Here is a 12,498-nt window from a genome sequence, read left to right as displayed (position 1 = left end):
TTTGTAGCGCTAGATTAACACACATAAATGGGACTCAATATTTCTCTTATGCTGTTGTAAATGAATATTATTTTTACTCTTACTATACGGTCAATGAAATTAAAGGTGATCTATCACTATTGTTGAAAATGTACTTCTCCACAAAAACTTAGTAAACTATCAAAAGAAGTAATCTCAGCATACGGTTTTGTGTCGGTGTTATTCTTAATCATATTAGGATTGAACCATATACCCTTTATATTTATATTTTGACAACCAGCAATATCCTTTTCTAAGTCATCTCCAACAAATAGTACATCTTCTGGTTGTACATTTAGCTTCTTTAATGCTAATTCAAATATGCGTTTGTCAGGTTTACTAAATCCCGTTTCTTCAGAAATAATGATTGTATCAAAATGACGATTCAAATTCGTGTTAATTATTTTAGCTTTTTGTCTCTGAGTTGATCCATTTGTTATAATTCCAACTTTAACATGCAACTTTATAGTATTTATAATATTAATAGTACTTTGGTTTATAGAAAAACATTTAGGAAAATTATTATTCCAAAAATCTTGAATGCTATTGCGTGGCAATCTATATTTCGGTGGGAATTCATTAAAAAATGATTCCAAAACCATTACTTTATCACTGTGACCATAGCTTTTTTTATCATATTCTTTGAATTTCTGTAACATAATGTTTTTTACTGCATGTTGCTTAACATCCTCATAAAACTTCTCTAAAATAATGGAGAACAATTTATCTACTGCCATATCCCTATCAAGTAACGTATCATCTAAATCAAATAGCATTGCTTTATAACCCCTCAAATCATTTCACAACCTTTCTCACATTATATAAATACCCCCACTTTAAACTTTTGGTTTAGCCGGAGAATTGTTATGTAGGTGATTAACGATTAAACAGAAACTAGATAAAAAAACTCCAAAGTTTGTGGTACGCGCTCTACGCTCTACTATTTCGGTAGCTTTTTTATTGAAATTCATTTCCTATTTCCCCTTCTGGTAAAGAAGCGAAAATATATTTTCATACAATTTAAGAAATTACATGCATTTTACATTATTATACATTAGTTTTTTGTAAATATTAATCGTTCATCTTTTTATACGACGAGTATTTTTTTTAGCATACAATTATTTATCCGTAAAAAAGTAATGTGGCTATTAATACTTGTTAGTTGATAACACACAATCTTGAACGTAAAGCTAACAAGATATACGTCCTATTCATCTCCACATAAACTCCAGATAGTAAGGCTATAATGACTACCAGAGGTGATATTATGAGGAGCTATCATATTCTCGTGGTAGAGGACGATCAAGAAATTCAGGAATTAATTAAACAATTTTTAATGACACAACAGTATACAGTTGTAGTTGCATCAGATGGATTAGAGGGTATGACGCAGTTTAATAAGCAATCCTTTGATTTAATTCTTCTAGATGTAATGATGCCCAATCTTAATGGATTTGAAGTTTCCAAGATGATTCGGAGTCAGTCAAATATACCAATTATTATGCTAACTGCGTTAGAAGAAGAAGAAGATCAAATGAAAGGATTTGATCTTGGAATCGATGATTATATAACAAAACCCTTTTCGTTTCATGTTTTGATTAGACGAGTCGAAGCCGTACTGAGAAGAAGCTATGATAAAAATGTAAATAATCATTTGGTTTTTAAAGAAGTGCGTGTCGATGTTGATGCATATAGAGTATATGTAAATGACGTTGAAATTTTATTAACGACAAAAGAGTTTGAAATTCTACAACTACTATTTCAAAATGAGAGAAAAGTACTCACAAGAGAAAATATCGTTGAAAAAGTTTGGGGATACGATTATTTTGGAGAAACACGAATAATTGATACACATATTAAAAACCTACGTAAAAAGTTAGCTATTCCTTACATTAAAACAATAAAGGGTATTGGTTATAAAATTGATGAGTAGAATTGTAAAAATCATGAAGATGAAGCAAATTACTTATAAACTCTTTATGACTACATCTCTCATTTTGTTATCCTTTGCAGTATTAATTTATTTAACTTTATACTTCTTTCTCCCTACGTTTTATGAGCAATACAAAACAGATCAACTTCAAACAGGGATAAAAGAAATAATTGATAAGTCTAAAGATCTTACGTTTCAAGATGCGATACCACTTTTTGATGAATACGCAAAGAAAAATAATGCGATGCTTTATCTTCAAAATAATGAGGGAATAATTAAATACTCTCCTTCATTTTCTTTTACTCAAAGTGGTTCGCAAACAACAGTAGTTACTAGAGCGACACGGTTCGAGAATGGAGGTACCCTTAGCAATTCATATAACGTTACGAAACCAATTCAATTCCAAGATGGTAGTTTAACGCTTATAGTCTTTGCTACATTTCAACCAATTGATGAAGCTTCACAGGTTTTAGTACGCTTTCTCCCCTATATTAGTATCATTGTACTCGTAATCGGTGTAGGGAGTGCTTATTTCTATTCCAGGTTTATTACAAAACCACTTATTTATATTAATGAGGGTGCACAAAAGATGGCAAATTTAGATTTCTCCGAAAAAATTGAGGTTCGCTCTACAGATGAGTTAGGAGAATTATCTAATAGTTTGAATGACATGTCTATTAACTTACAACAAGCTATGTTTGATTTAAAAAAAGCAAATCAACAATTAAAAAATGATATTGAAAAAGAACGAGAAATAGAAACAAAACGCAGAGAGTTTTTTGCGATTGTAGCACATGAATTAAAGACCCCTCTTACTGTAATGAAAGGATACTTAGAAGGGATGATATACAATATTGGCCCTTATCAAAATCGTGATCAATATTTAAAGAAAAATCATCAAATTATTGAAAGTATGGAACAATTAGTTCGTGAAATTTTAAGCATGTCGAAATTAGAACAACACACCTTTAAACTAAAAGTAGAAGAAGTTAATCTTTCGAAGTTAATAGATACAATCACAAAAGATCTCGAATTTTTTGCTTCTCAAAAAAGCATCCGAATAATAAAAGAAATTGATTCTGACCTTTCTGTTTATACAGATTGTGCTCTTTTAGAAAAAGCATGTAAAAATATTATCCATAATGCAGTTATGTATTCACCACATAATGAAAAAGTCTATATAAAGTTAAGTGAGGATTCTAAACAAGGTCAAATCAAAATGCAAATTATGAATACAGGTGTCAATATTAAAGAAGAGGATATACAACAAATTTTCAAACCATTTTATCGAATTGAAAAATCAAGGAATCGAAATACTGGAGGAAGTGGTTTAGGTTTATATATTGTTAAACAAATTTTTGAAACGCTAGATATAAAATATTCTATAAAAAATATGGAACATAGTGTACAATTTTGCATGAACATTCCATTATCTAAACAAAAAACAAACAAACTCCCCTCTTAGTAGGACGAGTTTGCTTGTTTTTTGTAGTTTTAGTATTGATATTTTTCGAGTTACGTTTTAAGCAATATTGGGATTAGCTTTTTTACCAATCCACATACCTAAGCCCACCATGCCAAGCCAACAGCAAATTGCTAACATAAACATCAATCGTTGTACGGATAACCCTTCAATCTGCATTTGACCCTTCCCAACAATTGTTTGGAAAAGTTGCGACCATTCGACATCATAAAACACCCCTACTCCCACAATCACAATCAATATAAAAAATTGTAAAAATATATTCCCCATATTTCTCCATGTTGTGTAAATGAGTAAAGAAAGTTCTCTATGTGTAGCATTCACCATATATACTTTCATATTATTTTGAGAAGAAATACTATTAATGGCATAGCTCCCAAATGTAACGCTAAGGACTATAAATAGTGGAGAATAAAACCCGAATATCATGATTAAGGTACTTACTAAAAACAAATGGATTGGATTAACTTTTTTAGCAGCTTTGATATCTAAAAATATAGACATCAAAATCCCTAATAGGTATGGGCCAACTACAATGAAAATACAGGTTAACATGTTATAGAAAGTAAAACTATAAAAAATACCTATCAAAAATAAATATCCATTTCCTAATCCAAGTAAAAATGATTCTGCCTTTAATCGAATTGGTAAAGAAGATGAAAGTTTATGAAAGAACTTTCCTTTCAACAAACTCAAAAACATGAAACAAATAAGCGCTAAAGAGAGTAGAAAAAAACAGAAAATATATTGTTCATTATTTATGTTACGACTTGTTCGTATCAAAAGAATAAGCATTGAAACAAAAAGAAACTTTCCTACTACCGATACGATGGAGATAGGTAAAAACCCTTTGGCTAACTCGGTTCTCGGCATCTTTTTTATAGCAAAAAGGATACTGATTAAACAAATCCCATATATGCATGTTATCAGCGGCGGCGATAGAAAACTAATCGCTAACAATACGATTATTAATAAAAGAAAAACGATACCAATAATAATCGCTTGTTGATTTTTATTATAAACCTTTCCCCCGCCTTCCACATGTAGAAACAATAAAGTACTCGTCATGGTAGAAATTGTACTAACTGCAAAACCAGAAACTAACGCACTTATTTCTAGCCATCTTGAACTCCATCCAAAGAAAGTAACACTAAGTAATGATACTATCAGAATAGAAACAGCCCAATATAAGGAGCGGTGAATCCCAGCCTTATTCACAATAGGTATCCAGATAAACACACCCGTCATATAAGTTGTATAAAACAAGATTGACGGCCAGTATCCCTCAAAGCCTTTCGAAATCTGTAATCCATAAACAATGTAAATAAGCATGGGTGTGAAGATAGTCGTTATTAGTAGACTAAATGTAGTTATACTTTGCACCACAAGTCTTTTTTGTTTTGTCGTATGTATCGTATAACACCTCACTTAAAATGAAATCAGTAGTTGTTATTACTTATTCTATCCGAAACGAGGTTGTTATATATGTGCAATCCAATTGAAATTCCCATTACGAGGTAAACTCAATCTAAATCCACATTAAATTAAGTGGTGTGCAAAAAAGGTGGATTTTGTGATTCTTATAAATAAAATTAATGGATGTATTCAAAACCTTAATCATAAATGGAACAAATGTGTTACTTAGATTGTCTATTACGTATAAAAAAGGTGTTTTTGGTAGTTCTCTCATTTTGTAATGCAAGAAACACATGAGGAGTGCTATCTGGTACATTTGTTAATTGTATCGGTATGTAAAATACCTAAACAAAATCCATATATTCTTGAAAGAGGTTGAAAATGTATGATAGTTTCAAAGAAGTTTTTTCACATCGCACATTATAAAAAGATGCTCCCTGTAGTATTACTTTCATGTGCAACGCTTATAGGCTGTTCCAATAGTAATATTCAATCTGAATCCCCTAAACAAACCAAACAAGAACATATAAGTAATCAATCTTTTGTTAAGCTTGAAAAAGATTATGATGCTAAGTTTGGTATTTATGCATTGGACACAGGTACGAATCAAACCGTTACTTATCGTTCAGATGAACGGTTTGCATACGCATCTACCCACAAAGCCCTTGCTGTTGGAGCACTGTTACAAAAGAAATCAATAGAAGATTTAGATCAAAGAATTAAATATACTAGCAAAGATCTTGTGAATTACAATCCAATTACTGAAAAATATGTAGATACAGGTATGACTCTGAAAGAGCTTGCGGATGCTTCCATTCGATATAGCGATAATACTGCACAAAATCTTATTCTTAAACAATTAGGTGGGCCAAGTGAATTCAAAAAATCACTGAGAGAAATAGGAGATACTGTCACAAATCCTGAACGTTTTGAACCAGAATTAAACGAAGTGCAGCCAGGAGATACTCGTGATACTAGTACCCCAAAGGCATTAGTTACTAGTCTTAAAGCTTACGCGCTAGGCGATATACTTTCAGTTGAGAAACGGAACTTTTTAATAGATTTGATGAAAAAGAATACTACGGGGGACAACTTAATTCGTTCTGGAGTTCCAGAAGAATGGGAAGTAGCCGATAAGACTGGCTCTGGGTCTTATGGAACAAGGAATGATATCGCAATCATTTGGCCACCAAATAAAAAGCCAATTGTTCTTGCGATACTTTCTAATCATGATAAAGAGGATGCGAAATACGATGATAAACTTATTGCAGACGCAACTAAAATAGTGTTAGATGCTTTAAAAGTAACGAATAAATAATAATAGTCATGAATGTAAGCTGCTCCTACTTTACGGCACATATAGTTTGAAAGACATATACGTATCTATACGCTAAGAAGTATTATTGAATGTATTTAAATTATTCAATACCAAATAATAAGCATCTCTTGTTAAAAGGTTTACTATGTTTTAAATGAGCAAATACTTTAGTATATATAGCTTTTGAGTAATCAAATTTTAGTTTTTTGAAATTTAGTATGCAGCACTGGAAAACAGATTAACTCACTATAATTGTCGAATATTCTATGCTTAGTTATCTTCAGGCTGATCTATACACAATCGTTCTAGAAGGGTGATGATATTATGTATGAACAACAAAATAATAGGGATAGAGATCAAAAAATGATGTTTTCTATGCAAGGAGTTCCCACAAATAAAGTTAACATGAATCAATTACCTAAATGGATTAGAATTTTTGGCTATTGTGCGTTTGGTTGGATGATAGTATTTAGTTTAATTATGATTGTAGGTTTGATTCTTCAATAACTATACAGATAAACAGTTAAACGGGACAGTATTTAGATCTTACATCTAGGTAATGTCCCGTTTTTCATATGTAATTCCTCAATGATATATTTAACCGATCATAACAAAAAGAACTTGTAGAATATGCTACAAGTTCTTTTTCAAATATTGTTAAAAAGGGAACAACAAACTATCTTAACATTCAAAGCAGGGAGACCATTTTGATTATGGCTTGGCTTTATTATATATCAAATAAAAACATTTGAAGAAACTGATTTTCGAAAATTATGTGAATTAAAAAGCTAGGATGTTTATATTAGATTTCGTTTACTACCAACTTCTTCTTACTTAAATAAACTGCACGATCTGATTTTTTAGCAACTTCCTGTGAGTGCGTCACAACAATAATGCATTTATTTTCTTTATGTGCAAGTTCTTGAAACAGTTCTATTATATCCATTGCCGTTTCTTCGTCGAGGTTTCCTGTCGGCTCATCCGCAATCAGTAAATCAACATTACAAGATAACGCTCGAGCAATTGCTACACGCTGTTGTTGCCCACCACTTAGTTGCAGGACGTTTCGTTTCGCTTCTACTTCTGTGAGTCCTACCTTCTCTAATAATTCTAATGCCCTTGCCGTTTTATTTTGCACTTTAACACCTGTAATTTCCATTGCTGTTAGGACATTTTGAAGAGCAGTCATATAGGTAATCAAATTATAAGATTGGAAAATTACCGATACATTTTGATTACGGTACCGATCTAAACCAATTTTTCGAATATCCTTTCCATTAAACAGTACATAACCATTTTTAGGTATATCTAGCCCACAGCCTAAGCTAAGAGTAGTGGTTTTACCAGATCCAGATGGTCCTAGAATCGTGTAGAAATGTCCTTTTTGAAAAGAAAAGTTAACATTGTCTAGTATCGCTACTTTTTTTCCGTTACTTTCATAATAATAATCTAAGTTTTTAAATTGTAAAATCGTTTCCATATCGAGCCTCCTTATTCATCTTTTAAAAGAATTTGTTTTGGATTCAGGCGTAGAATAGATAATGCTGGAAGAAGCGTTGCTAATATAGCAATAGCTAGTCCGATCCCCCCCATTTTCCCTACATCTTCTCCTGTTACACTTACATCAATTTTATCAATTGGATCTTCTTTTTGGTTTTGTAGAGTACCACCAGGTCCAGACATCATTACAGTACCATTTTGTGGGGTGTCTGTTTCTTCGCTTGCTGTAGCAATTTCACTCGAAAGTAAATTATCCCCTATATATTGAGAAACTTTAGCTCCTGTTGTTATGGATAATCCAAATGCTAAAATAGCGATACATACTACTTCTACTACGAACTGCGCCATCAGTTTCCACTTTTTCTCTCCAATGGACAATAGAATCCCCATTTCCTTACGACGTGCTTTAATCGATAACATAATGATTAACCCTAATATAATCGCCCCTGCAATCGATACAATATAAATAATCATTTGAGAAGTAGAAGAGATATTGTCGATAGGACCAATCATTTGTTTGTACAACGAGTCATGTGCATCTAATTTATAATAATTAAAATCAATATCAGATTTTTTTGCTTCTTTTTTAAATGCTTCAATGTTTTGTGGATCTTTCAAGAAATACACGACTTGAATGCTACTTATACCTTGATCTACTTCTAATTTTTTCATAGTTGAATGCGGCATATATAGTTTATTAGCTGGATCCATTATAGGAGGGGCCTGTTGACCCATGGCTTGCTCATTCGTTTCGTAAATACCGATAATTTCAACCTCCAGGGTTTCCTTCTTATCCCCTGATTGCACTTTAACTTTGTCTCCTACTTTCAAATTGTTTAATTCCGCTAAACGTTTTTCCATTAAAGCTACATTCTGATCTTTCATCTGTTCTGTAATTGGTTTCCCATCAATGATTTTACTTTTTCCATTCTTAAAGCTTTCTTGTAATGCAGTTTTGCGAACTCCCTCAATCATAAAAGAAGAATTCATATCTATTTCTGTACCGGAGCTTGAACCGCCTCGTACAGCCGCCATTCCCACTTTATCTTTTCCTTCTTCTTCTCCTTCTGAAGCTCCTACTAGTTTAAGTCCATCAGAAATTCCGAAAGTATTGGTTATGTAATTATAGTCTTTTACATACTTTGACTTCGCTAATTGATCTGCTTCTTTTGTGTTGAGCTGCGGCGACTTAGGCATCTCTCCAGTTTCCCTAGCTTGTTGACCTAATTTGTCAAAATCAAGACCTAAAGTAACATCTGCACCTAGTTTTTTTCTTGCTGCATCAGCAGCTTTTTTTGATGCATTTTGGATTGTGAATCCTGCCAACACTAAATTTGTAACAATTAGGAAGACTGCCATCAAAATTAATGATGTTCCTACTCTTTTTTTCATACTGAGAATTGCGCGTTTCATAAAATTCATTTTTTCTTACCTCCTTGATAACTTATATTCTATATAGGTTATCTAGAGTCTATATGGAGCTAATCGGTAGTTTAACTAGAGATATAAGGAGTTTATGTGTAGTTATTCAATGACTTGGTCAAGAATATTGGTAAGGAGGTAGTCCATATAATGGTTAAGATTCATTGAATGAGTGCATACAAATCTATGTTTATTATATAATTTCTATACAACAAATAAAAAACACCCTATTTGAATGGTTATATGTTGTGTGTTTGTTAAATATGAACATCCATTAATGAATATGGAGTTTTATTGAAGTTGGTCGGATTTTCTAATAATAATATTGTGTTAAAAAGCCTAACTTATAATTTTATAAGTTAGGCTTTTATGCTATCTATAAGAAAAAGTTATAGAGACTCATAATATTTTATAATTTAACCTATTGTATTTAAACAAGTAAAATAAAAGTAACAAGTGCTTACATTAAGGAGGGTTTTTGATAATGACAGAAACTTTAATATTTAGGATTGCAACAGCAGATGATTTAGATGAAATTGTAAAAATGCTTGCTGATGATGTTTTAGGAAATAAAAGAGAACGCTATGAAACACCACTTCCTGATAGTTATATAAGAGCATTTCATGCTATTGATTGTGATCCAAATAACGAGTTGATTGTAGCATGTGATGGGACAGAGATTATTGGTCTTCAACAAATTACATTTACGCCTTACATTACACGTCAAGGGGGTTGGAGAGCTACAATTGAGGGTGTACGGACAGCCTCATCAAAACGTGGTAAAGGTATAGGAAGTAAACTTATTAAATGGGCTATTCAACGTGCTAAATTACGGGGGTGTCATTTAGTACAGTTAACAACAGATAAAGAACGACAAGAAGCTTTGCAATTTTATAAGAAATTAGGGTTTAAAGATTCTCATGAAGGATTAAAACTCTTTCTCTAATGAATATAGCTATTTATATACCAGAAAGACGCATATTGTAAGGTTAATTGACTATCGGCTTCGAAAATTATGGTAACTATCACTGTATAAGATATACAAATTGACACATTGTCTTTCATAGAAATCACGTCACTTCAAAAGGTGCACCTTTTGAGATATAAAAACCCAATTCATTTATCAATGATCTCCTTGTATATGAATAGAATATAAAAAAGGAAATCAAAATGATTTCCTTTTTCACTTTGTAAGCTGTAAAGCTTTCATATAATCATCCTTTTTCTCAAAGGCCCTTTTTGCCTCTTCAGCCGTTAATACATAATCTACTGCAATATTTTGTAATAAACTCTTATTAGCATTTGGCAGCTGAATCGTTATGTCTTCCACACTACTCTTATTATTTTCAATTGTTTTATTAAATTCCTGAATACTTCTTGCAAGCTCCGCTAATTTTTTCATATGTGCAGGATTGTTTAAATCCAAAAAAATATTACTTCTAAAAACTGCTGTAGCATAAAACTTAGGATGTTTCTTTACTATTTCTTTCTCATACTTTTTATCGAAAACAACTTCTCCCGTCTGCATTTGATCAAGCGTAAATATATTGCTATTCCCTTTTCCTTCATAATACGTATTGAATTTTTCTTGTAAATCATTCGCTTCTTTTTTTATTTTATAGTTATCATTATTTACTTTTGGAGAGATTCGTCCATCGAAATATAATTGAAATTGCAAATATGGTTCATCTACTTGCTGCACAAAAGCTATTCGTGTGTCTGGGCCTGAAAAATCCTTACCTTGGTCAGGTATTTCAACTTGGTTTAGTTTAACAGAAAAACCATATTCCGATTTTGTATAATTTTGTGATTTTTGTTCAATTTCATCATGTGATATATCACATGATGTTAATAGCAATAAACTAAACATCATGCTATATGTTATTTTTGTTCTTTTTATGCGAAAATTACAGAGTAATAAACCGATTACTAAAGATAAAAATGTATAACTTTTTAACATCTTTTTTATTATTTTCATTATAAATAGATTCCTTAACTTATTAATAATATAGTTTCATAGTTTGAAAAACACTTATTGAGTTTTCGTAACCAAAATAACTAATAGATATAAACTGAATCAGGTACAGACATTAAATAATAGAAAAAAGCCCCTAATATTCCAGTAATAAAAATAATAAATCCCATATTGCGTATGCTCTTAATTTTTGCTTGTAGTCCATTGAATCCTGCTAATAACCCACTTAAAGGGAATAGGGTAAAGTATGGGACGGGTGAAAGAAGATATTCTGCATCAATCCCCATACCCCAACACACAAAAGGTAGTACGACAAGGGAAAGACTAAGTAATCCCATTACACTTACGAGTAATTTACGATTTTCAATCCCTGCAATAATTAAATAAATCCCACCAATAAATCCACATAACCAGAAAATGGGCATAAAGTAAATCCAAAGAAAGCTCAAGATGATCATATATAATTTTCTCCTAGTTGATAAGTTGTATTTCAACAATTGTGAAATGATACATAAGAATAGAAAAAAGCTATGCATCCTACTTCATAGGAACAATAAGACTTTTTAATTGCATAACATAGTCCGTTTAAGAACATGAGTGGTGTTTCCACACATTCCAACGTACAGCAAATTAATTGAGTAACAAATTTATTCTATGTGTAATCATTACTGTAAGCCCAAAGAAAAGGAGAACCCTTCTAATGTAGGTATATATTCCCCTTTCTTCAGTTTTAAGAAATTATTTAATTTTCCGGATCCCCTGTTAATTTATCAAGTTGACCTAGTGCTTTTTCTAAATCAAACGAATTAAACCAACGGTAATCATGTTTGTCTAAAATACGATAATGCTTACTAATCAGATTTTGTTGTAAGCGAAAGTCCCCTTTTTCTTGAATTTGTTTCCACCAGACTTTTCCTCCCAATGTTTTTTCTTTGAAGTTGTTAATACTTTTATGGGCTATTGTTTCGATTACTACTAACGGATCATCTCCTAGAGTGGACTGTAAAACCTCACTATCCCTAAATAATGCACAAATAGCAACGGTATTGGTCCAACCCGTATTAGATCTTCCCTTCTCGATTTGAACAAGTGTTTTCTTTGAAATGCCGAGAACTTCAGCCATTTTATCCTGCGTATACCCTTTTTCAGTACGAATTAACTTTATTTTCGTTGAAATGAGTTCAGTTATAATATCCTTATTCACTTTCTCTTCCCCTTTAAAAAGTAACTTATGTATCATTTAGTGTAATTTTACACCTTCTCTCATCTTTTTTCAACTCGAATTTTTCCTAGACCTGGAAAGGAAAAATTAGCGATCATCCAATATTTTAATATATATATCATCTTCTAATGAAAACACCCCTTTTAATTACGAACAACGTAATGTAGCACAGAAATTGTTTGTAATTAACGAGGGTGGAATTTGGTAGAGG

The 12,498-nt window shown here is 31.8% G+C and carries 12 protein-coding genes; 5 read left to right on the top strand and 7 right to left on the bottom strand.

Features of this window, described 5'->3' with window-relative positions:
- Positions 1-116 precede the first annotated feature (116 nt).
- Positions 117-794 carry an HAD family hydrolase gene (locus tag MHB76_RS12560; RefSeq protein WP_078173664.1) on the bottom strand — a complete coding sequence of 226 codons (678 nt, stop codon included), beginning with the start codon at positions 792-794 and terminating at the stop codon, positions 117-119.
- A 491-nt stretch (positions 795-1,285) separates the two neighbouring features.
- On the opposite strand from MHB76_RS12560, the gene MHB76_RS12555 reads away from it, so the two are divergent.
- Complete coding sequence (locus MHB76_RS12555; protein ID WP_078173665.1) at positions 1,286-1,951, top strand: response regulator transcription factor; 666 nt, start codon at positions 1,286-1,288, stop codon at positions 1,949-1,951.
- Entirely contained in the window at positions 1,944-3,416 is a 1,473-nt protein-coding gene (locus MHB76_RS12550; RefSeq protein WP_078173666.1) for a sensor histidine kinase, read from the top strand. Before MHB76_RS12555 ends, MHB76_RS12550 begins: the two co-directional genes overlap by 8 nt.
- Positions 3,417-3,473: 57 nt before the next feature.
- On the opposite strand, the gene MHB76_RS12545 is transcribed toward MHB76_RS12550, so the two are convergent.
- On the bottom strand, positions 3,474-4,766 hold the full coding sequence (locus tag MHB76_RS12545) for a hypothetical protein (protein ID WP_078173679.1): 1,293 nt from the start codon (positions 4,764-4,766) through the stop codon (positions 3,474-3,476).
- A 469-nt stretch (positions 4,767-5,235) separates the two neighbouring features.
- Between MHB76_RS12545 and bla the strand changes: the two genes are divergently transcribed.
- A complete protein-coding gene (gene bla / locus MHB76_RS12540) occupies positions 5,236-6,168 on the top strand; it encodes a class A beta-lactamase (RefSeq protein WP_340986696.1) in 933 nt (310 codons plus the stop codon).
- Between the two features lie 324 nt (positions 6,169-6,492).
- Positions 6,493-6,675, top strand: coding sequence for a hypothetical protein (locus MHB76_RS12535; protein ID WP_002172101.1), 183 nt, complete (start codon positions 6,493-6,495; stop codon positions 6,673-6,675).
- A gap of 295 nt (positions 6,676-6,970) precedes the next feature.
- Here MHB76_RS12535 and MHB76_RS12530 read toward each other — a convergent pair whose 3' ends face one another.
- Positions 6,971-7,648, bottom strand: coding sequence for an ABC transporter ATP-binding protein (locus MHB76_RS12530; RefSeq protein WP_002200387.1), 678 nt, complete (start codon positions 7,646-7,648; stop codon positions 6,971-6,973).
- Positions 7,649-7,659: 11 nt separating this feature from the next.
- Entirely contained in the window at positions 7,660-9,090 is a 1,431-nt protein-coding gene (locus tag MHB76_RS12525) for an ABC transporter permease (protein WP_340986693.1), read from the bottom strand.
- Between the two features lie 484 nt (positions 9,091-9,574).
- On the opposite strand from MHB76_RS12525, the gene MHB76_RS12520 reads away from it, so the two are divergent.
- Positions 9,575-10,036, top strand: a complete 462-nt coding sequence (locus tag MHB76_RS12520) for a GNAT family N-acetyltransferase (RefSeq protein WP_078173669.1) — start codon at positions 9,575-9,577, stop codon at positions 10,034-10,036.
- 237 nt (positions 10,037-10,273) lie between these two features.
- On the opposite strand, the gene MHB76_RS12515 is transcribed toward MHB76_RS12520, so the two are convergent.
- The 3 genes from MHB76_RS12515 to MHB76_RS12505 form a co-directional block, all read right to left on the bottom strand.
- Positions 10,274-10,990: a hypothetical protein gene (locus MHB76_RS12515; protein WP_340988177.1), complete on the bottom strand. Its 717-nt coding sequence runs from the start codon at positions 10,988-10,990 to the stop codon at positions 10,274-10,276.
- Between the two features lie 158 nt (positions 10,991-11,148).
- On the bottom strand, positions 11,149-11,523 hold the full coding sequence (locus tag MHB76_RS12510; protein ID WP_002110102.1) for a hypothetical protein: 375 nt from the start codon (positions 11,521-11,523) through the stop codon (positions 11,149-11,151).
- A gap of 284 nt (positions 11,524-11,807) precedes the next feature.
- The gene (locus MHB76_RS12505) at positions 11,808-12,305 is read right to left on the bottom strand and encodes a helix-turn-helix transcriptional regulator (protein WP_445661353.1); all 498 of its coding nucleotides are present in this window, start codon (positions 12,303-12,305) and stop codon (positions 11,808-11,810) included.
- Positions 12,306-12,498 lie beyond the last annotated feature (193 nt).

Origin of the sequence: Bacillus sp. FSL M7-1345, from assembly GCF_038006985.1 — a bacterium.
Lineage (GTDB): Bacteria > Bacillota > Bacilli > Bacillales > Bacillaceae_G > Bacillus_A > Bacillus_A cereus_U.
This window is presented reverse-complemented; position numbering and strand designations above follow the sequence as displayed.